We start from the raw sequence: 20,289 nt of genomic DNA, 5'->3' as shown, positions 1-20,289 counted from the left end.
GGCTTCCATATAATCGCCATGGTCGGTTCCGCCATCTAGGCGCGGGTGGGCGCCGATCTCCTCGCAGCATCAGGGGATGCGGGAAAGACCGGCAGGATTTGTCCTGGTTTGAACCGGAGAAATGTCGATGAGCTTCAGATCGAACGATACTGCAATCGACGAAATCGTCGCGAGCTGCAACGGCGACCTGCGCGGTGCCGTGCGGGCACTGCTGCTGATCAACGAGCATCTCGAGACCGAGCTGGCAAAGGCCTACGCCGCAGCCGCCGACCGCGGCCTCGTCGAGCGCGGCAGCAGCGTCCTGCATTGAGCCGAGGCTAGTTCGTCCCGTCCTCCTGCTTTTCTTCCTCGGGCGTGACCGGGGGGCAGACACGGATCGTCGAGCGGGCAAGCTTGGCATCGGCCCGGGACTTGTAGGGACCGTCGCCGAACCAGATGTCGCCGATGATGACCGGATTGCTGGTCACGATGGTGCATTTGCCGGTGGCGCGGTTGCCGACCACCCAGAACAGTCCGTCGGCGAAGCTCACCGTTCCCGACCCGAGCAGCAATGTCGCTGCGACCACCAAACGCTTCATGGCTTTCGCTCCTGCCATGCAGGTAGGCCTGTAACGGGCCCCACAATAGTCCTTGCGACGCCCCGGCGCGGATCGTGGTTAATCGGCGCCGGCTGCGATCGCTCGAGAGATCATCGACTTATAGCTAGATGTCGCGGCCTTCGACCTTCTCGGTCAGCGCCTTGACCTGATCGGGGATCTTTTCGAGGTGCGGATTGACGGCGAGCGCCTTGCGATAGGCCTCGAGCGCGCGCTTCTCGTCCCCGACCTCCTGCATGATCATGCCGAGGCCGGCGAGCGCGCCGAAATGGCGCGGTTCCCGGATCAGCACTTGCTGGATGTCCGCAAGCGAGCGGCCATAATCGTTCTGCATGTAATAGAGCGTCGCCCGCCGGTTCCAGGCCTCGATGTAATCGGGCCTGAGCTTGATGACCGAATCCAAGAGCTTGATCGCGACGTCGATCTTCTTCGCATCGACCGCGGTCTTGGCGCGCGACATCAGGAGCGCGGCGGTGTCGCTTGGGGTCTGCAGCCAGATCGCCCAGATCCGCGCCTCGACATGCTTGGCGCTGGCCTCGTCGGGGGCCGCCTTCAGCGCGCCGAACAGGAAATCCAGATTCTTGCTGCGGTCGACCTTCGGCAGCTTGGCCGGCGCCTCGGGGAGTTTCTTCTGCTTGTCGGGTGGCTCGACCTGCTGGGCCAGCGCAGCCGGCGCAAGGCCGGCGGTTCCCAGCACGAGGGCCAGACACAGGGTGCGCGCGAAACGGAATCTCACTGCCATGGTGAAAGTCTAAACGCGCAAAGCCGCCCTTGCAAAGCAAAGGCGGCGTCAAACTCGTGTGAGACCGTGGTCTTGCGGGGCGGCCGAGAGCCGCCCGGCGGGCAACAGCCGCTCAGATCAGCCCTGGCGCGCCTTGAAGCGGCGCTGCACCTTGTTGATCACATAGACCCGGCCCTTGCGGCGGACCAGGCGGTTGGCGCGATGGCGACCGCGCAGCGATTTCAGCGAGTTACGGACCTTCATGGCAGAATCCTGAACGTTCGAAAGGCCGTGTTCGGCACTACCGTTTCGGCACGCGCGAATGTGGCAAAATAAGATCTTTCCCGCCGGCGGACCGACCGCCCGGGACGGAGCGGTTCTTAAGGCATGGCGGGAGGTCATGTCAATGTTAACGGCCCGGCTCCCAACGAGCAAAATCGTGAAAACAACCCCATGCACAGTAGAAGCGGCCGGATCGGCCCGATCCGGCACATTGGGGGTCAAGCCCGGCAAAGACTTTCGCCGCCTGCACTTTCGCCGCCATCTGCGCCTTGCCAAATTCGTTATATCCTATAATCAATTCGGCAACCCGTCGGGAGGACACAAATGCCAAAGCTGAAGCTGCCTGATATCGACAAAGTCGTCGCGATCGACATCCACACCCACGCCGAGGAGCCCTGCGGCACCCATCCCGACGACGGCTATGACGACTTCCAGGCGCAGATGGCGGAATATTTCAAGTCGCCGCACAAGCATCCGCCGACCGTGCCGGAGACCGCGGCCTATTACCGCTCCAAGAACATCGCCGCGGTGATCTTCCCGGTCGATGCCGAGCGCGAGACCGGCTTTCGCCGCTACAAGAACGAGGAGATGCTGGAGATCGCCTCCGAGCATCTCGACGTGCTGATCCCCTTCGTCTCGATCGACCCGCACAAGGGCAAGCTGGGCGCGCGCGAGGCGCGCAAGCTGATCGAGGAATACGGCGTGCGCGGCTTCAAATTCCATCCGACCATGCAGGGCTTCTACGCCAACGACCGCATGGCCTATCCGCTCTATGAAGAGATCAACAATGGCGGCGCGATCGCGCTGTTTCATACCGGCCAGACCGGCGTCGGCTCCGGCATGCCCGGCGGCATGGGCATGCGGCTGAAATATTCCAACCCGATGTACATGGACGACGTCGCGGCCGATTTCCCCGACCTCAAGATCATCCTCGCCCACCCCTCCTTCCCCTGGCAGGAAGAGGCGCTGTCGGTCGCGACCCACAAGCCGAACGTCTACATCGACCTGTCGGGCTGGTCGCCAAAGTATTTCCCGCCGATCCTGGTGCGCTACATCAACTCGATTCTGCAGGACAAGATGCTGTTCGGCTCGGACTGGCCGGTGATCACGCCGGACCGCTGGCTGTCGGATTTTTCAAAGATCGAGATCCGCGACGAGATCCGGCCGAAGGTGCTGAAGGCCAACGCGCGCAAGCTGCTGGGGATCTAGTCTAAGGCGTGATGAGACCAGGTTGATTGCTACAAGGGAGGCGCAGTCCCTCTCCCGCTTGCGGGAGAGGGGTCGGGGAGAGGGTGTTTCCGCAATGGGACAGTCTCCAAGAGGAGAAAGCCCTCACCCGGCGCGCGGGACGATGCTGCGCATCGCCCGGACGCGCCGACCTCTCCCGCAAGCAAAGCGGGAGAGGTGAACTAGAACCTCAGACCTGCGCCAAGCCGCCGTCGACGAAAACCTCGCCGCCGGTCATGTAGCTGCTGTCCGAGGAGGCCAGGAACGCGGCCACTGCCCCGGTCTCGCTGGGGTCACCGACACGCCCGATGGGCGTCGCGCTGCCGAGTGCATCGAATGCTTCCTCGCCCACGACCTCCAGCGCCAGCTCGGTCTTGGTCGGCCCCGGCGACAGCACGTTGACGCGGATGCCCGTGCCGCGCAGGTCCAGCGCCCAGCTGCGCGCCAGATTGCGGATCGCCGCCTTGGTCGCGCTGTAGATGCTGAATTGCGGCGTCCCCATCACGCCCGTGCTCGATCCGGTCAGGATGATCGACGACCCTTGGCGCATCAGCGGCAGGGCTTTCTGCACGGTGAACACCAATCCCCTCACATTGACGTCGAAGATCTGGTCGTAATGCTCGGGCGTGATCTGGCCGAGCGGCGCAAACGCGCCGGTCCCGGCATTGGCGAACAGGATGTCGACGTTGCCGCGTTCGGCTTTCACCGTCGCATACAGTCGGTCGAGGTCGGACAGATCCGTCACCGAGCCCCTGACGGCGCGGGCCGAGGACCCGAGTTGCGCGATCGCGGCATCGAGCGGCTCCTGCCGTCGCCCGAAGAGATAGACGAATGCGCCTTCGTCGACGAACCGCTTCGCCGCGCCAAATCCGATGCCCGTGCCGCCGCCGGTCACCACTGCCGTCTTGCCTTGTAGTCTGCTCATGATGTGCTCCTTCATTGAGGTTGCACTGAGCTGGCGGCCTACCTACCTGACGACAAGTATGCACCTTTTGGTAAGTATCGAAAAAAATGTCCTCAGATCTTTCAGACCCGATCGCTTCGCCGACGCTCACGACGCCAGTGGCGCAAACCTGCACGCCGACCTTGCCCGGCTTCACCTGCGGGCTCGACGCGACCCTGCGGGTCATCGCCGGCAAGTGGAAGCCGCTGATCCTGTACTTCGTCGCCCAGGACGGCCCGACCCGCTATGGCGAACTCAGGCGCGCCATCCGCGACGTCAGCGACAAGGTGCTGATCCAGCAGCTGAAGGAATTGGAGGCCGATGGCCTTGTGAAGCGGACCGACTACAAGGAGGTGCCGCCCCGGGTGGATTACAGTCTGACTCGGTTGGGTCACAGCCTCGCCCAGGCTCTCGTGCCGCTCTGTGCGTGGGGCACGGAGAACATGGCGGAGGTCAGCCGGGTGTTCGCCGAGCGGGCCACCTGGACGCGACGAGAACGTCAACCGACCGCCTAGCCCGCGCTGCAGCTCGTGCAAGGTCTGCAACGTCGCTGATTGCAGCATTGGCGAGACTCGCCCGGAGTCCTGATTCGTCAAACTGCGAAGAACTCGGGCGAGCAAATCTGGCCCGCTGCGACGCGATGAGCGGACCTCCGCCACACGAGGCACAACTTCGCTGATGGCCAATAGGAGACCTCGCGTTCAGTAGCCTTGCAGCTCAGTCCTCGACATTTAAGACCACGATGGCGATCAGTGTAGCCAACCATCACGATCGTGATACTGCCGAAATCCCAGATGAGGCAAAAGGCCAGAGCCAGACGAGCCAGCGCGGGAAACGCATTTCAGCCGAAACGGTTATTGCGCCATTCGTAACGCGCGGATTGATGGCGTTCTTACAGGCAAGTGAGAACGCACGGTGCAGCGGAAAATCTTGAGCGCGCGCTGTCGCACTAGCGTTACCTACCGCATCAGCATCAAATCAGGCGAACGTAAGTGAAGGCATGATCCTCGTCGTATGCGGCGAGCGTTGGATCGGCAGGCGTGAGAGCTGCGACTTGCGGATTGAGTTGCGATTCTTTCATGCTTCCTTCCGGATTTTCGGCTAAGCGCGTTAGAAAAGGCAGCTATTCCCAATGACGCGCGGAACTCCTTGGATTGTATGCTGCAAGCGCCGGCCGATCCTCACATTAAACATAGGTAGGGGACGGATATCAGTGCTACGCGACGTTTGAGAGAGCGCTTTTTGCTGCGTCAACTTCCGCGCGGCAACAGTATCGATACTGCTATCTGCACTTACTCTCTTCCGTTACTCGCCGCGCGGCACCCGCGTGCACATTTATCTCTTGGTACGAGGACCTAACGTTGAGCCGACGCACAGCTGGAATGCCCGAGGCGGATGAATTGAAAGACATGACGAGGTTGTTAGGGAGCTTATGGGAAGCCGCGCAACGGCTTCCTGAGGGGCCAGAGCGGCAGGATGCGTTGAGACAGATTGGTAGCTTTCATAGGCGGGTAGCGGCATTGATTACACGCCCCTTTTAAGGCTCGAGCAGAAAATCCGCCTCGCGGCCAAACCGTTGCAGTTCGTTTTTCCGTGTGAAGGTGTCGCGTAAGTGAGTTCAATATCGTTGCTTGTAGGGGATAAACCTACGTTGAGAGCGCCGTTTCACGGCGCTCCAGATGAAGAGAGCCGCGGATGCCTTACTGCGGGTTCGTCGCAGTGATGCCTCCCGGCGAAATTGGAAACCGCCTTCTGGCAGCGCTACCGCAAGTTGATTTGGATCTGCTCGCGCCCGAACTGGAGCCGGTCGCGCTCCATCAGGACGCGGTGATTTCGCGAGAGGGTGACCAGGTCGACTGTGTCTTGTTCCCTCATAGCGGTGCCATCTCGCTGATGATCGGCATGGCAGACGGTCACACCGTAGCTACGGCAGTCGTCGGGCGCGAGGGAGCATTAGGTACTCTTTCCGTGTTTGGACCCTCAGCTTCGGCCCTTACCGCCATTGTTCGTGCGGCGGGTACGGCCTCGCGAATCCCGGCGCCGCGATTTCACGCCGCATTCAACCGGAGCCCCGCAATCCGGTACATGATCCAGTGTCACGTCAGGGCGATGCAGGTACAGCTTCAGCGCAGCGGAGCCTGCAATGCGCTGCATCAGGTGCAAGCCCGGATGGCGCGCTGGCTGCTCCACATTCATGACCGCATTGACGACGACGTCCTCCCGCTGACCCAAGAGGCGCTGTCGCAAATACTCGGTGTGCGACGAACGACAGTGACGCTCCTGATGCGCAACCTGCGAGCGCGCGGAGCGATCAGGTCTGAGCAACGAGGCAGGATCGAGATCGACCGGTCGCGGCTCACCGCGGCAGCGTGCGAATGCCACGGCACGATGCGTCTCGAAGTTGAGGAGATATTCTCGATCAATATGCCCGATCTCGCGCGGTGGCGCGTCTCAGCAGTTGAATCGGGCGATGCTATATGAGGGGCGTTTCGGCCCGCCCGGTCACTATCCCGCTTGCTGAGGTAAGAGAGAGTTTAGCGGTCAGCCAATGTCGGCTGCGGGTCAAAAGCGGCTATTGAGGCGGGCGTCGGTGGGCGCCCGATCTACCGCCGATAGTCGACATCACACCAGGATCAGCATGGTTCGGCTGAGGGCCACAAGGCGACGATCGCTCGCCTTTCGCGCTGCTACGATCAATCCGCGTCCGAACAAGACGGTCAAAGGGCGGCGCGGACATTCACGGGCGGTTCATTGGACGCGCTATATCCCAGGCCCAGCAGCAAGGTAGGTGAGGATGCTATGTCCTTTGAGCCGGCGATGTCGACGCAATCTTGCGAATGTACGCTGAAGATGCCGTTATCATCTGCGGCTGTGGCGACGTGAAGACAATTACAGGGTCAGAAGGTCGTCACGCGTATAGGAACTTAAAAACGAGAGCCTAGTCCACTACCATCAAGATCACACCGCCGACGACCAGGGCCGGGCCGAATCTGGTGCGGGTGTTCTGCGTCATCATCCAGAATCCCGACAGCATGACCAACAGGCCGATGCCGCGAAGGATCATCAGCGCAGGACATCAGGGCCGCGCGGGATCTTGAGCCGGTGCCGACGTCTGCGCGGATGCTGCTGCTCGATCTCATCGCCATTGACTTGCAGGCCACGACGCCCTAGGCGGCGACCTCCTCGAAATCCGGAAAGCCCTGCCAGTGCGAGATGTCGATGCGGCTGGGGTGGCTGCTATGGCGCGCGCGCTCCCTGTTTGTGGCGCTTTACCGCATCTGTCGCGGTTTGACGTCTGGAGTTGTATCTGCCATTCTCTATAAGTCTTAGGTTGTTCGCTAGGCGCGGACATTTGGGCCGGGGGAGTCACGGACCATGCCTACTACGGCGAAATCATTTGCTCTCGTCGCCCTGGTGACGACCATGAGTGCCGGAGCCCTTACGCTCGGCATTGGCTCTGCCTCGGCGCAATCGTCGGTGCCCAAGGCATATAAGAACTACTGCGTCACTAGGACTAAATGTGATGCAGGCTTGGAATTCAAGTGCAACCCTTGTTGGGGGCGCTATTCATGGCGACGTGGGTGCCGTCCCACCTTTAGGCACTGCTCATAGGAGCAGTGCGACGGCTTGTTTCCTTAGGAAACTCTAAGAGAAAACCATGGCGTCGGAAGAGGAAGCTCTTGAGCTATTTAAGGACGCCGCCGAAATAATCCCAGTTATGGGCGACATCGTCGGGTTCGGTGTAAAATTGAACGAATTTGTGAATCGACCAGGTGGCGACCCCATGCTGAGAGCGCTGGGGAAAGTCCATGGCCAACTGGCGGCCCTGAACGACGCGGTGTTGGCGAGTTGGGTCACGGCCCGCGAAGACAACCTTGCCTTTCTTACGGCGCACTCGTCCGCCTCCCTCATCACCGCGAACAATTATCTGCAGAGCGGCTCTCCGGACGGTGATGTTGAATGGGAGGCAAAGAAAGCGCTTGCGGACCGCGACTCTCTTATCGCAGTCCAGGCGTTGATCGGTGATATGAATGGCGGATACTGGCTGAGACCGCAAAGCAACCGAGCGATCTCTCAGATGGGCGATCCGTCCCGCTGGATGGAATGCATGCCGGACAGGGCGGAAGTAGATTCGTTTAATCGTGTCTGGGATCACCGATGGGCGCTTCCGGCCACCATATATGCGATAACGACCCGTGTCGCGGTGCTGACGGCGTTTTCTGCGGCGGATGCTATCTTGAAGTCTGAACTAGAGAGGTATCTCGATTTCCTGGGACCAGTTTTCCGGAAAATGGAATCCGGAGTGCGCTTCAAACAAAATCTAAGCGACTATGAGATAAACTACTTGGTCATACCACAGGGTCGCGCGCCCGTGGCAGCGGCCGACATATATGGCGGCTATTCTATTTACAACATTTTTTCTTACCAGTTTCACCCTTATGAATTTGATGGGTATCCTTCTTATCCGGGGATTGCCCCTCCGCTGCTTACGCCAGATCCAGATAAGATGTTAAAAAATATTAAATCGATCGGACAGCATTGGCGTGACATTATCTGCCAGCAAATCGGAGTGGCGGATTTGCTCCTCATCTGGGGCCAGCTGGAAAACCTGCGAGTTGGCTACGTTCCGTAGCTTAGTGTGACTTGCGTGTAGCCATAAATGCGCCCGCCGGACGACGTCCGTATTACCATCGGAAGCGGGCAAAAGAGGCGCGCTTGATCACGTCGGCTAAGGGTCTTGGCTGTGTAAAAACGGCCGTATTGGATATCAATCCTGGCACCAGGACGCTGGTGTATTTCAGGCCACGATCGCAGTGATCAATGGCTTGACCCCGACGATGTTCATGACCCGTGTCAGGTTGTAGGCCAGAACCGATAGCGCCATCTCGGCGGCTACTTTTGGAAGCGTTTTAGTGAGGAAGTGCGTCGCTCCCATGCGAGCCTTCATCGTGCCGAACGGATGTTCGACCGTCTCGCGCCGCTGGCGCATCGCTTCCGGGTTCGCGTCAAGGCGCCGCTGCACGGCCTCAAGCAGATGCTCGTGCTCCCATCGTGCAATCCGCCGCTCTGGCCCCGGCGTGCATTGGGATTTCAGCGAACAAGTTTGACAGGCTGTGGTCCAGTATCGCCGCAACACCTTGCCGTCTTCTTCGTTTGTATAGCGATACGGTAATCGCTCTCCAGCTGGGCAGCGATAGACGTCTTCTTCTGGCAAATAGGCAAAGTCCTGCTTACCGAAGCGCCCCTCCGACTTGGCATTCGACGTCTGCGGCTTGGGCAGCGTCACCTTGATTCCGGCCTCGTGGCACGCGAGGATCTCTGGGCTGTTGAAGTAGCCGCGATCGGCTACAGCGTCGAGCGTCTCGGTCTTGAGAACGGCCTTTGCCTGTTTGGCCATGTTAGCTAGTTGGGCCCGATCTGAACCACTGTTCGTCACCTCGTGCGTCACAATCAGATGGTGCTCGGTGTCCACGGCGACCTGCACGTTGTAGCCGACAACGCCGGAGCCGCGGCCGCTCGTTGCCATCGAGCGGCTGTCGGGATCGGTCAGGGAGATTTGCTGATCGGGCGACGCAAGCATCTGCTTCTCGTAGACGGCAAGCTTGCCTATTTCCTCCTTCAGCTTCGTGAGCTTCTCGGCAAGCCTCGTTACCTTCGTCGCCAGCGCCTCCGTCGGCTCCTGGCGGTCGGCCGCGTCAAGTTGGCTCAGATACCGCGCGACGCTCTCCTCCAGCTGAGCACGCCGCCGTTGGACCTTCGCCCGTGTGAAGTTCTTGTCCCGGTTGTTCACGGCCTTGAACTTGCTGCCATCGATGGCGACGCTCGCCGTCGCCAGAAGGCCCATCCCACGACAGAGTTCGACAAAGCGCGCACAGACTTTGCGAAGCGCCAGGCCGTTGTCTTTACGGAAGTCGGCGATGGTCTTGTGATCAGGCGCGAGCCGCCCCAGCAGCCACATCACCTCGACATTGCGGCCCGCCTCTCGTTCGAGCCGCCGGCTCGACTGCACCCGGTTCAGATAGCCATAGATGTAAAGCTTCAGAAGAACAGAGGGGTGGTACGACGGCCGACCGGTGGCCGCCGGCTCCACCCCCTCAAAACCCATCTCAGACAAATCGAGCGCATCGACAAATGCGTCGATCACGCGAACGGGGTTGCTCTCGTCAATGAAATCATCGAGGCATTCGGGCAATAGCGTCCATTGCCCACGATCCGCCTCTTCAACGAAGCGCCTCATCGATTCCCCCAAACAGAATCATCGGAGAATCATAACAGCGGCACCGCGTTTTCACACAGCCAGGGTCACATGCGGGCGTCGCGGCCATATTTTCATTGGTCCGTTCGCATCCCGCAAGCCGACGGCAGGGCGTAGAGGCAGAGAGGCAGCTGAGGGCCAACGCAGACATTTGCACGTCCTGCTCGATCCGACTCAATTCCACTCACTCGATGAGTTCATCCGCCCGTGCGACGATGCTCGGTGGGACGGTGATGCCGAGCGAGGCGGCGGTTCTTGCGTTTACGGCTAGCTCGAACTTGATCGGCTGCTCTACAGGCATTTCGCCCGGATTTGCTCCGCGGAGGATTTTGGCAACGTATCCTGCCGACCGTCGGTACATGTCGGGGAAGTTGGGGCCATAAGACATCAAGCCTCCGTCACGCACGTAGACATTTGTTTCCCAGACAGACGGTAATCGATGCTTGGCCGCTAGGGCAATTAGTTGCTTACGGTTATAGTTTAAATATGCCGATGCCGATGCCACCAAAGCCTCGGCTCCTTGTTCCTTCGCCCGCGCGAACGCATTTTCGAACTCATCAACCGCGCCCGCCTCAACGAAAACGGTATCGAGAGCCAGAGAATCAGCTGCCCGTTTCATTGCGCTGACCACGCCTATCGCTTCTCCCGCTGAATGATGCAGGATCATGAGCTTGCGGATTGTTGGTACGGTCTCCTTCAACAGTTGAATGCGCTTGCTTTCCAGATCAGTGCCCGACATCGATAAGCCGGTCGCGTTGCCTCCCGGCCGGGCGAGACTTGCAACAATGCCATCGCCGACGGGATCGGCGACAATAGCAAATACTAAAGGCTTCTTGGTCCCCGTCGCCATCAGTGAACGTAATGGCTGAGAGCCGGCGGTAATGATAAGATCAAAGTCGCGTTGCACCAGGGCCGATGCCAGTTCCTTCACGCGGCCAGGATCGCCATTCCCCCAGAAGTACGTAATCTCGATGTTCATACCTTCGATCAGATCGTTTTCGATGAGACCTTGCTTGAGCGCCGTCATCGAATGCGGGTCTATGTTTTCGGCACTCTGCGCACTCAAATAGGCAACCCGCGCGAGGCGCGTTTTGGATTGCTGGGCACGTGCAAGTGCCGGCCAAGCCGCTAGCGCCGCAATAGCTTTGAAAAACCGTCGCCTTTCCATTGGCAGCTCTACGTCAGTAGCTATGCTCCACATTATACCAGCCTTGCTGCCGTCCATGAATGACAAAAGGCTGCCCCGAACCTGATTGCCGTAGCCGCTGGATGCGGAGGAAATCCCGCTGCCGGCGCCCAGTTCGGAAGTGTGGGGGTGGCAGCCAAATTGTCTGGAGCAGCCATTCCCGCGTCAGGTCAAAAATGCGAAGAACTCAGGTTGAGCAAAATCTGGTCCGCCGCGGCGCGATGAGCGGACCTCCGCCACACGAGGCGCAACTTCGCTGATGGGCCAAAAGAGGTCATCGCGGCAGCGTGATAATGAACTCGGTAAACACACCCAGCTCGCTCTCGACATCGAGGGTTCCGCCGTGTTGTTTGACAATGATGTCATGGGTCATAGACAGACCGAGCCCCGTGCCTTCGCCAGCTGGCTTGGTAGTAAAGAAGGGATTGAACATTTTTTCCTTCACCTCGACCGGAATCCCGGTGCCGTTGTCGCGGATGCGAATTTCGACCTTGTCGTCAAGGTTGTTCGTGGTCGCACTCAGCACAGGCTCAAAGGTCTCGTCTCCCGCCTCGGACTTGCGCCTGGTCGCGGCATAGAAGCCGTTGGAGATCACGTTGAGCAGCGCGCGCGTGATCTCCTGCGGATATACCTCGATTTCGCCCACGTCGGGGTCGAGGTCCTGCGTGAGCGTGATGTTGAAGTCGGACTTCTCTGCGCGCGCGCCATGGTAGGCTAGATTAAGACTCTCCTGGACCAGGGCATTGATGTCGGCGAGGCGGCGCTCGCCCGGTCCCTCGCGTGAGTGCAGCAGCATGTTCTTGACGATGGAATCGGCCCGCTTGCCGTGCTGCATGACCTTTTCGAGGTTGCTCTTCAAAAGCGCCGTCAGCTCATCGACTTCGGTGCGGATCTCGTCGACGAGTTCGGCGGGCTTGAGGGCCTCGTTCAACTCCTCGGTCAACTCCGCTGAAAGCGCTGCGAAATTATTGACGAAGTTGAGCGGGTTCTTGATCTCGTGCGCAATGCCCGCGGTGAGCTGGCCGAGCGAGGCAAGCTTTTCGGTCTGCACCAGGCGGTCCTGTGCGGTGCGGAGGTCGTCGAGGGATTGCGAGAGATCGTCGGTTCGCTGCCGCAGCTCCTTGAGCAGTCGTGTGTTTTCGATGGCGATCACCGCTTGTGCCGCAAAATTTTCCAGCAACTCGACCTGCTTGTCGCTGAACTCTTGCACTTCCTTGCGGTAGACAGCAAAGCCACCGACAAGCTCGCTCTCCTTGAGCATCGGCACAATCAGAACGGTGCGGGCTGCGGCGACCTTGTAGATCAGATCGTCGGGATGCTCTGTGGCGATATCGGCAATGTGAACCAGCGCCTTGGTCTCGACGAGGCGCCCCAACGAAGGCGCCCCGTCAAACGGCGCGATGAAGTGTGGCGGCGTTTCCTGGTCGGGCGCGTACAATTGCGGCACGTTTTGCGCGGCCATTCGCGCCACCCGCCGTAACCTGTTGCCTTCGTATAGGAGGAGCGTCCCAAAACTGGCACGGCAGATGCGCACGGCATTTTCCAGCATGGCCTCGAACACCGGCCCAAGTCCGCCAGACGACCTGGATATGACTTGTAGCACTTCCGACGTCGCGGTTTGCCGCTCCAGCGCTTCCCTCGTTTCATTAAACAATCGCGCGTTCTCGATCGCAATCACCGCCTGGTCGGCGAAGGTCTGTAGCAATTGCACGTGATGGTCGGCGAATGAACCGGTCTCGACTCGCGTCACGGTGATCAAGCCGATAGGCACCCCATTGCTCATCAACGGCGTGAACAACATGCTGCGAAAGCCGCGCAATCGCGCCAAATCCCTGGCCAGTATATTTGGCGAGGATTCGGTATCGACAATCTGCATTGGTTTGCCATCACGCAGCAACTCGAAGGAGGCCGAAGACGTTGTGAGATGCCGCGGGAACGAAGCTCGCAATGCTTCGTCAGCGACCGGATTGGTCGGCGTGAATGCCTCCAGGTGTTGCATGCCGTCGATATAGCGAAACACTGCCGTAGAGAAACCGCCGATCAGCCTGTTGGCGCTGATCGCAATCGCCTCGAATACCGGCTGCACATCGTCAGGCGAACTTGCGATGACCTTCAATATTTGGGCCGTCGCCGCCTGCTGCTCGCGGGCCTCCTTCAGGTCTTTGCTCGGACCGGCGACCGAACGACGCTTCGCTCGGCTGGCCGCTGGCGCAATGCGGCGCTTGCTCTTGGTCTTGCGGCCCTTGCGGGTCTTCGCCTGGCTCGTCTTGCCGCCCGTTCTTGATGGCCGCGCCATATCCGCCCCCAAAAGGTCAAGAAGGTTATCTTATCGGTCCAAACCATCATTCAGGAAGGGCCAGGATAGCCTGAATCGCATGTCACCGGGCCGGGCTGATGTCCGAGAAGGGTCAACAGCGCCAGTTTGACTGGTGACGTGTCACTTCCGGTCTCCTCCCATCAGCAGACGATATCTGTGCCCAACCGAACTTCGCCATCGGGCCACAGGCCGACATCCCGCCTGTGCCGGAATGGCGAAAGACGCGGCCGATTGAAGTGGCCTCTTGTTGTGGTTCGGCGCTTCGTTTTTTACTTCTTGCGCGGATCGTCAGCTGGATCGATGAACTCGATGCCCCCTGGCCCGGTGAATACAATTTGGACCATCGCTTCTTCGTTTGTCGTCCAAACGTAATGCGGGTGCTTCGCCGGCAACGCGAAGACGGAGCCCTGCTTCAATATCTCGCCTTTCGAGGGATCAAACTTCTCGCCCATGGCGTTCCCAAAGCTGCCACTCATCACGGTGACGACCTCGGCATAGGGATGAGTGTGCGGCGGAACTTTATAATTCGGCGGGAATTTCACCCGCTGGACGATGGTCTCGGCCTTTCTTGGGTCACCGATCAAGATGGCGGTTTGCACGCCCTTGAAGACCGGATGCTCTGTCCAAGGCAGGCCATCGGGCTTGACCACCTTCATTGCATCTTGAGCCAGCGCAGAACTTGCCAACGCGATCAAAGTGGCGGCGGCGACAAAGGACTTGGTCATCCTAACCTCCTCCCAAATGTTGTGAAGCTGGAAGGCCCAATAGGATACAGCAAAAACTCAAACCGAGGTACCTAAACTCGATTTCGGGTCGGCTTGAGGTCCATCGTGAACGAAGTCCGAATTGGGTCACAACCCGCCGATCACGCTTGCAGTGGCGGACGTCCGCTATGCTTGGTAAGCTGACGATGATGTGCGCTTCCAAATCGGAGCGCTCGCGACCACAGCGCCCCGAAAGGAGAGCCGATGAGCATCAAAGCCGTCGTCTTCGACGCCTACGGAACGCTCTACGACATCCAGTCGGTCGCTGACGTGACCGAGGATGCGTTTCCCGGCTATGGCGAGATCATCACGCAGGTCTGGCGTATCAAGCAGCTCGAATACACCTGGCTGCGCTCTCTGATGCAAGCTTACCGGGATTTTGCCGTCGTCACCCGCGATTCCCTCGCCTATACGCTGCGCGTGCTGGGGCTAGACTACGAGAACGAGACGTTCGAGCGCGTGATCGAGAAGTATCTGCATCTCGATCTCTATCCTGATGCGACGGAAACGCTCGCCGGCTTAAGACCGCGCAAGCTCGCCATCCTCTCCAACGGCAGCCCGGACATGCTCAATAAGCTGGTGCGCAATTCCGGACTCGATGCCCTGCTCGATGCCACCATCAGTGTCGATGCAAAGAAGGTCTTCAAGCCGAGCCCACAGGCCTATGAGCTGATCGGCGAGGTGCTCGGCACCGCGCCTGATGAGGTTCTGTTCGTCTCCTCCAATCCCTGGGACGCCGCAGGGGCGAAATCGTTCGGATTGAAGGTTGCCTGGATCGAGCGGGTGACGCCCGAAGCGATGGCGCTGGCTTGCGTCGAGAACGAACTCGTGGCACCGCTCACCATGTTCAGGGCGATCCGCACCCAGATGGATGAGCTCGGCTTCGCACCGGATTATCGTGTCCGTGCGCTCTCCGAGCTGCCGGGAATCGCTTAAGAGGAATCAGCGGTCGCCGCCTGTCAGATTGCAATGAGCTGCCCGGAATGAGCCTGGAATCCGTTCGCGCCTACTTCGCCGAGAAAGCCCCCGACATCTCCGTCATCGAATCCCCGATCAGCTCCGCGACCGTGGCGCTGGCGGCCGAAGCCTATGGCGTCGAGCCGGGGATGATCGCCAAGACGCTGAGCTTGCGGATCGGCGAGCGCGTGATCCTGATCGTCGCGAGCGGCACCTCGCGCATGGACAACAAGAAGGTCAAGGCGCAGTTCGGCGGCAAGCCGAAGATGCTGGGACTGGAGGAAGTCGCCGATATCACCGGGCACGAGGTCGGCGGCGTCTGCCCGTTCGGTCTGAAATCGCCGCTGCCAGTCTATTGCGACGTCTCGCTCAAGGCGTTCGACGTGGTGGTACCGGCCGCGGGCTCGACCCACAGCGCGGTACGCATCACGCCGGAGCGGATGGCCGAGCTGACCTCGGCCGAATGGGTCGACGTCTGCGAGCACAGGCCTGAGCGGCGCTATTCATCCTCATCGTAAGGCCGGCGTGGAGGCGGCGGAGCGTTGTAGCGCGGTGGCGGGGCGGCGCGGTTGCGCGGCACCTGTTGCGGCTGCACCTGGTTGCTGGATTGGAACACGGCACGGCAGCCGCTCGAAAGCAGCGGCGTGTTCTGCTGCAAGCAGGCCACGATGCGGTTCACATCCGGGATCTGATCGCTGCACAGCCGCCACACATCCGGTGTGCAGGCCATCTGCTGTTCCATCGTGCCGCGGTATTCCTGCGCGGATGCAGCGCTCTGCGCCACGATGCCGCCGACCGCAAGCGCCACACCCAGCGCGATCCGCTCTGCTCGCATGTCCAGATCCTTCTCGATTCCCTCCAATTCTCATCAATCAATGAGGCGGGGGCGGGTTCTGGACCAACAACAAAACGTGAAAGCAGGAACCTTCATTCTTTCTTGTGATTCTTGCGTCGGCGGCGACGACGACGTCCCTTCCGCTAACTCCGGTCGTCCGTTTCCGTCTGCCATACCTTCGCATCCGCAGGCGTCATGCCGAAGCGCCGACGAAAGACCCGGTGAAAATACGATACGTCGTTAAAGCCGGAGCGATGGGCAAGGTCGCTGATCTTGGCCGCCCGGTGCATCGGATCGCGCAGCAGCCGTACCGCCCGCAACAGCCGCTGTTCGAGCAAGAACTCCGAGAATGTGACGCCGCTGCGCTCGAACAGCAATTGAACGGTACGAGGGCTGACGCGATGGCGTCGCGCGACGCCGGCAAGGGTGAGGCTGCCGTCGCCGAGCCGCGCCAGAACGTCGGCCTTGATGGCTTCCAGTCGGGCGGCGGCGAGCCCGCGCTCTTTCGCCAATTCGGTGGCGTCGCGCCGGCCGCCGAGCACCAGGACCATCAGATCCAACAAATGTTGCGAAATGGCGTGCTGCGCCAGGGGATCGAGTCCGGGGGCGTGCTGGACAGCGAAGTCGTAATATTGACGCAGCACGACAGTGAGCACCGGGTCATGATCGAGCGGCCGAGCAACGCTGTCTTCAGCATTGGGACAATAAGACAGCAGCGTTTTGCGGTCGAACAGAGCCGCCTTGTTGCCGCCCACTTCGAGTTGAGAGACGAAAGCGCCTTTGATGGACGCGTCGATGAGACTGATGCCCAGTGGCGCAACTTCGAGTGCGCGACGGCCCATCACTGCATGCAACGGCGAGTCCGGCGCAATCAGCAACGCAAGATTATCGCTGGCGTTGAGCGTCTTAAATCTGATCGGCGTGCCGCGGCAGGAGGATATCGTAGCCTGTGGCAACATCAATGCTTTGACGTCACAGCGAAAAGAGCCGTCGGACAAGGGCGCAAGATCAGCCGCCATGACGCGGCGGCAAAATTCCTCCCGCCACATCTCGTAGGCCGGCCCATGCGGGTCGCCGGTATAGCCGAGGCGCGGCGCGCCTTGGATCGATTGGTCATCGGCCGGCATCGGCACGCGCCTCCAGTCTCGTTCAGCGGAATACCAATATCGCGTCGGCGAATGCGCGCAAAGCCCTCCCGACAGTGTTGCGCCTCAGACCATCTCCGATTGCGCGTTCGTCCAATCGAGGCGTCAATGCGTGGCGCCGTCGGCCCAGCGGTGCGTGGCCTCGCCGCAACATGCCGTCGCAAATCGGCCGCGTTGCGCTTTCGTCCATAATGCTCTTCGCACCGGTCCAAGAAGCGGCCCGACGTTCCCGCTAGCAGTTCAGAGACTGCCACATGGGAATTATCGTCGATGCCGATTGGAATACAGACCCGCGCGCATGATGCCGTCACGGCGACCGTCCTGCGCAAGAGGCTGCTCGTCACGACGGCGCTGGCGCCGATCATGCTCGGAGGGCTGCTCTCGCTTGCGCCCGAGCCCTCGCTGGCCGCCTGCACGGTGGCCGGCACCGGCACGATCGGCGCCCTCAATTCGGGCGATGTGGCGACCTGCACCGGCCTCGGCAACACCGACCACATCAACGCCACTGGCGGCAGCAACGTCACGGTCAAAATCGGTGACGGCACGGCGACGTCGCTCACGCCCGCCGCCGGAATTCCCGCGATCGTCTACGACGGCACGTCCAATTCGACTGTAACCTTCAATGATCAATCCGCGACCTCTACCTATAGCGGCGCAGTGCTGCTATCCAACGGCTCGAACAACAACAGCGTCACGGTCGCAGCGGGCGCGGTGGCGGGGGGCACGGGCAACGCCGAAGCGGGGATCGTCATCGACAATTCGAACGGCAATATCGTCAACGTTCGGGGATCGGCAGCCGGTATCGGAGCAAACACAACAGGTCTCCGAATAAGTGGAACGTCAGCCGGGAACGTCGTCACCGTCTATCAGGGCGGATCGATCACCGCCGCCCATACCGGAGTGCAATTCATTGCCGGGGGCAACACGCTCATCAATGCAGGCACGATCTTCGGCGGCTTCAATTTGGGCATTTCCGGCTCCTCCGGCATCGACACGGTCGTCAATTCCGGAACCATCTCCGGCGGAATCAACCTGTTCGATGGCGATGACGTGCTCACCCTCGAAGCGGGCTCGACGATCACCGGGTTTGTATTCGCAGGCACCGGTACTGACACGCTAAGATTCGGCGGCAACGCCAACGCAACGTTCGACCTCGGCACTCTCGGCGCCGCTCAGCGATATCAGGAGTTTGAACAGCTCGCGAAGACCGGTTCCTCGGTCTGGACACTGACCGGCACCACGGCCTTCAACGGCGCGACCACGGTCGACGCCGGCGGCCTGATCGTGAACGGCGCCTTGCCGTCGGTGGTCACCGTCAACGGCGGCTATCTCGGCGGCACCGGCACGGTCGGGGGCATCGTCGTCAACAATGGCGGCATGGTCGCCCCCGGCAATTCGATCGGGACGCTCAACGTCAGCGGAAGCGTTGTCTTCAATGCCGGCTCGACCTTTCAGGTCGAGATCAACCCCTCGGGCCAGTCGGACAAGATCGCGGCAACGGGGACTGCCACTCTCAATGGCGGCACGGTGCAGATCGTGCCGCTCGGCGCCGGCTTCCTCGCCAACACCCAATATACGATCCTCACCGCGACCGGCGGCGTCAGCGGCACGTTCGCAGCGCTCACGACCTCAGGCAGTCCGCTGGTCACGGGGCAGCTCAGCTACGATGCCAACAATGTCTATTTCCTGCTGCAACAGATCGGCGGCTTCGGGACGCTGTCGGGGTTGACGCCGAACCAGGGCGCGGTGGCCGGCGCACTCGATCAGGCGCAGCTCGGCGGCGCATCGGGACCGCTGGCCACTGCGATCAACACGCTCGCCGCGCTCAATACGCCAGGCATCAAGGCCGGCCTCGACGACCTGGCCGGTCAAATCCACGCCGATGGACGCCGCTTCGTCGCGGATCAGGCCGACATGTTCCAGAGCTTCATGTGGAACGCCGGGACGCAGTCGCGCGGCGAGATCGTTCGGATGACCGCGTCTGCCTATGCGCCGGAACCGACGGATCCGATAGGCAAGGCGCTGAACCGCCGCCGCACCGCACCGGTGCAGAGCATCTGGTTCGGCGGCTATGGCAATTGGGACAAGGTGGCGGCCAGCGACATTGCCTTCGGAACCAATACGACCGTCGCCGGCGCCGCGCTCGGCGTCGATCTGTGGCAGTTGCCGGGCTTTGCGGCAGGCCTTGCGGTCGGCGCCTCGACCGGCCAGCTGCGCATGGCCGCCCGCGCCGACCGCATCGAGGCCAATACGGGCCATGCCGGATTTTACGCGCGCGGCGAAGCCGGTGGCTTCAATCTCGCATCGGCCATCAGCTATTCCTTTGCGGCGCTCGATTCCTCGCGCACGATCGCGTTCGTCGGCGAGACGGCAACTGCCTCCTCGCGCGCAAACACCTTTGCCGCTTCGCTGGGCATCGCGCGGCCGTTCCAGACTGGATGGGGTCTTGTCGCCGAGCCCTTTGCCAAGGCTGACTGGTACGCGACACGGCAGGGAAGTCTTTCAGAGGCCGGTGCGCCGGGCGTGAATCAGCTGGTGCGCGGCGGCAGCTTCGACCTCGGCTATGGCACGGCTGGCCTGCGTGGCAGCCAACGCGTCATGATGCCGAATGGCCACTCGGCACAATTCGGCGCGACCATTGCCGTGCGTCATGAGTTTACCGGCAGCGCAGCGACCACGACGGCGGCGCTGGAAGGCGCACCCGGCATTCCGTTCGCGATCACCGGCGTCGAACGCGCACGCACGGTCGCGCTCGCCGGCGCCGAGGTGAGGTGGGATCTGACGGCCGCGACATCGTTCAAGGCCTCGTACGAGGGCGCGTTCGCGCCGGGATATGACCGGCACACGCTGCGCGGCCTGATCCGCACCGAGTTCTGAACCTCGCCCTAGTCCACCTTGCCGATCTTCTTCACCGCCGCGATCAGACGTGCGCTATCCGCGGCGATGAACTGCGCGAAGGCCGGGCGCGTCCTGATAGGCGACGAGGTCCCTCCCCCGACTTTCTTGTTTCGCCGGCCAACCTAACGTGGCGACGCCCAAGAACAAGGCGTTTACCTGGCG

General features: G+C 60.9%; 19 protein-coding genes. 8 read left to right on the top strand and 11 right to left on the bottom strand.

Annotated features, from left to right (window positions below; all coding sequences use genetic code 11):
* Positions 1-127 precede the first annotated feature (127 nt).
* Complete coding sequence (locus HZZ13_RS22495) at positions 128-310, top strand: hypothetical protein (RefSeq protein WP_028180446.1); 183 nt, start codon at positions 128-130, stop codon at positions 308-310.
* A 7-nt stretch (positions 311-317) separates the two neighbouring features.
* Here HZZ13_RS22495 and HZZ13_RS22490 read toward each other — a convergent pair whose 3' ends face one another.
* The 3 genes from HZZ13_RS22490 to ykgO all read right to left on the bottom strand — a co-directional run bounded on the left by HZZ13_RS22490 (position 318) and on the right by ykgO (position 1,581).
* The gene (locus HZZ13_RS22490) at positions 318-578 is read right to left on the bottom strand and encodes a hypothetical protein (protein ID WP_197961708.1); all 261 of its coding nucleotides are present in this window, start codon (positions 576-578) and stop codon (positions 318-320) included.
* 124 nt (positions 579-702) lie between these two features.
* On the bottom strand, positions 703-1,338 hold the full coding sequence (locus HZZ13_RS22485; protein ID WP_197961707.1) for a tetratricopeptide repeat protein: 636 nt from the start codon (positions 1,336-1,338) through the stop codon (positions 703-705).
* Between the two features lie 117 nt (positions 1,339-1,455).
* Positions 1,456-1,581 (bottom strand): type B 50S ribosomal protein L36, encoded by a 126-nt coding sequence (gene ykgO, locus HZZ13_RS22480; protein WP_006611362.1) that lies wholly within the window; start codon positions 1,579-1,581, stop codon positions 1,456-1,458.
* Positions 1,582-1,923: 342 nt separating this feature from the next.
* Here ykgO and HZZ13_RS22475 point away from each other — a divergent pair, with 342 nt between their 5' ends.
* Positions 1,924-2,808 carry an amidohydrolase family protein gene (locus tag HZZ13_RS22475; protein ID WP_197961706.1) on the top strand — a complete coding sequence of 295 codons (885 nt, stop codon included), beginning with the start codon at positions 1,924-1,926 and terminating at the stop codon, positions 2,806-2,808.
* Between the two features lie 208 nt (positions 2,809-3,016).
* Here the strand turns inward: HZZ13_RS22475 and HZZ13_RS22470 are convergent, their stop codons facing one another.
* The gene (locus tag HZZ13_RS22470; RefSeq protein WP_197961705.1) at positions 3,017-3,751 is read right to left on the bottom strand and encodes an SDR family NAD(P)-dependent oxidoreductase; all 735 of its coding nucleotides are present in this window, start codon (positions 3,749-3,751) and stop codon (positions 3,017-3,019) included.
* Between the two features lie 161 nt (positions 3,752-3,912).
* On the opposite strand from HZZ13_RS22470, the gene HZZ13_RS22465 reads away from it, so the two are divergent.
* Positions 3,913-4,284 (top strand): winged helix-turn-helix transcriptional regulator, encoded by a 372-nt coding sequence (locus tag HZZ13_RS22465; RefSeq protein ID WP_197961843.1) that lies wholly within the window; start codon positions 3,913-3,915, stop codon positions 4,282-4,284.
* Between the two features lie 1,180 nt (positions 4,285-5,464).
* A complete protein-coding gene (locus tag HZZ13_RS22460) occupies positions 5,465-6,250 on the top strand; it encodes a Crp/Fnr family transcriptional regulator (protein ID WP_210349430.1) in 786 nt (261 codons plus the stop codon).
* A 457-nt stretch (positions 6,251-6,707) separates the two neighbouring features.
* Here HZZ13_RS22460 and HZZ13_RS37235 read toward each other — a convergent pair whose 3' ends face one another.
* Positions 6,708-6,833: a hypothetical protein gene (locus HZZ13_RS37235; protein WP_283817187.1), complete on the bottom strand. Its 126-nt coding sequence runs from the start codon at positions 6,831-6,833 to the stop codon at positions 6,708-6,710.
* A 594-nt stretch (positions 6,834-7,427) separates the two neighbouring features.
* On the opposite strand from HZZ13_RS37235, the gene HZZ13_RS22455 reads away from it, so the two are divergent.
* Positions 7,428-8,402, top strand: a complete 975-nt coding sequence (locus tag HZZ13_RS22455) for a hypothetical protein (RefSeq protein ID WP_197961704.1) — start codon at positions 7,428-7,430, stop codon at positions 8,400-8,402.
* 165 nt (positions 8,403-8,567) lie between these two features.
* Here the strand turns inward: HZZ13_RS22455 and HZZ13_RS22450 are convergent, their stop codons facing one another.
* The 4 genes from HZZ13_RS22450 to HZZ13_RS22435 form a co-directional block, all read right to left on the bottom strand.
* A complete protein-coding gene (locus HZZ13_RS22450) occupies positions 8,568-10,007 on the bottom strand; it encodes an IS1182 family transposase (RefSeq protein WP_197961703.1) in 1,440 nt (479 codons plus the stop codon).
* Positions 10,008-10,209: 202 nt separating this feature from the next.
* Positions 10,210-11,193 (bottom strand): ABC transporter substrate-binding protein, encoded by a 984-nt coding sequence (locus tag HZZ13_RS22445; RefSeq protein WP_197961702.1) that lies wholly within the window; start codon positions 11,191-11,193, stop codon positions 10,210-10,212.
* Between the two features lie 292 nt (positions 11,194-11,485).
* Positions 11,486-13,507 (bottom strand): GAF domain-containing protein, encoded by a 2,022-nt coding sequence (locus HZZ13_RS22440; protein ID WP_197961701.1) that lies wholly within the window; start codon positions 13,505-13,507, stop codon positions 11,486-11,488.
* A 290-nt stretch (positions 13,508-13,797) separates the two neighbouring features.
* A complete protein-coding gene (locus tag HZZ13_RS22435; protein WP_197961700.1) occupies positions 13,798-14,253 on the bottom strand; it encodes a cupin domain-containing protein in 456 nt (151 codons plus the stop codon).
* Positions 14,254-14,496: 243 nt separating this feature from the next.
* Between HZZ13_RS22435 and HZZ13_RS22430 the strand changes: the two genes are divergently transcribed.
* Together HZZ13_RS22430 and HZZ13_RS22425 are read left to right on the top strand one after the other, a co-directional pair.
* Entirely contained in the window at positions 14,497-15,228 is a 732-nt protein-coding gene (locus tag HZZ13_RS22430; protein WP_197961699.1) for a haloacid dehalogenase type II, read from the top strand.
* A 47-nt stretch (positions 15,229-15,275) separates the two neighbouring features.
* Positions 15,276-15,767, top strand: coding sequence for a YbaK/EbsC family protein (locus tag HZZ13_RS22425; protein WP_197961698.1), 492 nt, complete (start codon positions 15,276-15,278; stop codon positions 15,765-15,767).
* On the opposite strand, the gene HZZ13_RS22420 is transcribed toward HZZ13_RS22425, so the two are convergent.
* Together HZZ13_RS22420 and HZZ13_RS22415 are read right to left on the bottom strand one after the other, a co-directional pair.
* Positions 15,749-16,084 carry a hypothetical protein gene (locus HZZ13_RS22420; protein ID WP_197961841.1) on the bottom strand — a complete coding sequence of 112 codons (336 nt, stop codon included), beginning with the start codon at positions 16,082-16,084 and terminating at the stop codon, positions 15,749-15,751. The genes HZZ13_RS22425 and HZZ13_RS22420 overlap by 19 nt on opposite strands.
* Positions 16,085-16,227: 143 nt before the next feature.
* Entirely contained in the window at positions 16,228-17,211 is a 984-nt protein-coding gene (locus HZZ13_RS22415) for a helix-turn-helix transcriptional regulator (RefSeq protein ID WP_197961697.1), read from the bottom strand.
* Between the two features lie 288 nt (positions 17,212-17,499).
* Between HZZ13_RS22415 and HZZ13_RS22410 the strand changes: the two genes are divergently transcribed.
* Positions 17,500-20,106 carry an autotransporter outer membrane beta-barrel domain-containing protein gene (locus HZZ13_RS22410; protein ID WP_197961696.1) on the top strand — a complete coding sequence of 869 codons (2,607 nt, stop codon included), beginning with the start codon at positions 17,500-17,502 and terminating at the stop codon, positions 20,104-20,106.
* The last annotated feature ends 183 nt before the right edge of the window (positions 20,107-20,289 follow it).

This window comes from Bradyrhizobium agreste, assembly GCF_016031625.1.
In the GTDB taxonomy this organism is placed as follows: domain Bacteria; phylum Pseudomonadota; class Alphaproteobacteria; order Rhizobiales; family Xanthobacteraceae; genus Bradyrhizobium; species Bradyrhizobium agreste.
This window is presented reverse-complemented; position numbering and strand designations above follow the sequence as displayed.

Coding starts and splice junctions, on each gene's coding strand:
- HZZ13_RS22430 (WP_197961699.1), top strand. CDS start 14,497: ATGAGCATCAAAGCCGTCGTCTTCGACGCCTACGGAACGCTCTACGAC.
- HZZ13_RS22440 (WP_197961701.1), bottom strand. CDS start 13,507: ATGGCGCGGCCATCAAGAACGGGCGGCAAGACGAGCCAGGCGAAGACC.
- HZZ13_RS22455 (WP_197961704.1), top strand. CDS start 7,428: ATGGCGTCGGAAGAGGAAGCTCTTGAGCTATTTAAGGACGCCGCCGAA.
- HZZ13_RS22460 (WP_210349430.1), top strand. CDS start 5,465: ATGCCTTACTGCGGGTTCGTCGCAGTGATGCCTCCCGGCGAAATTGGA.
- HZZ13_RS22420 (WP_197961841.1), bottom strand. CDS start 16,084: ATGCGAGCAGAGCGGATCGCGCTGGGTGTGGCGCTTGCGGTCGGCGGC.
- HZZ13_RS22445 (WP_197961702.1), bottom strand. CDS start 11,193: ATGGAAAGGCGACGGTTTTTCAAAGCTATTGCGGCGCTAGCGGCTTGG.
- HZZ13_RS22475 (WP_197961706.1), top strand. CDS start 1,924: ATGCCAAAGCTGAAGCTGCCTGATATCGACAAAGTCGTCGCGATCGAC.
- HZZ13_RS22415 (WP_197961697.1), bottom strand. CDS start 17,211: ATGCCGGCCGATGACCAATCGATCCAAGGCGCGCCGCGCCTCGGCTAT.
- ykgO (WP_006611362.1), bottom strand. CDS start 1,581: ATGAAGGTCCGTAACTCGCTGAAATCGCTGCGCGGTCGCCATCGCGCC.
- HZZ13_RS22450 (WP_197961703.1), bottom strand. CDS start 10,007: ATGAGGCGCTTCGTTGAAGAGGCGGATCGTGGGCAATGGACGCTATTG.
- HZZ13_RS22435 (WP_197961700.1), bottom strand. CDS start 14,253: ATGACCAAGTCCTTTGTCGCCGCCGCCACTTTGATCGCGTTGGCAAGT.
- HZZ13_RS22490 (WP_197961708.1), bottom strand. CDS start 578: ATGAAGCGTTTGGTGGTCGCAGCGACATTGCTGCTCGGGTCGGGAACG.
- HZZ13_RS22485 (WP_197961707.1), bottom strand. CDS start 1,338: ATGGCAGTGAGATTCCGTTTCGCGCGCACCCTGTGTCTGGCCCTCGTG.
- HZZ13_RS22495 (WP_028180446.1), top strand. CDS start 128: ATGAGCTTCAGATCGAACGATACTGCAATCGACGAAATCGTCGCGAGC.
- HZZ13_RS37235 (WP_283817187.1), bottom strand. CDS start 6,833: ATGATCCTTCGCGGCATCGGCCTGTTGGTCATGCTGTCGGGATTCTGG.
- HZZ13_RS22425 (WP_197961698.1), top strand. CDS start 15,276: ATGAGCCTGGAATCCGTTCGCGCCTACTTCGCCGAGAAAGCCCCCGAC.
- HZZ13_RS22470 (WP_197961705.1), bottom strand. CDS start 3,751: ATGAGCAGACTACAAGGCAAGACGGCAGTGGTGACCGGCGGCGGCACG.
- HZZ13_RS22410 (WP_197961696.1), top strand. CDS start 17,500: ATGCCGATTGGAATACAGACCCGCGCGCATGATGCCGTCACGGCGACC.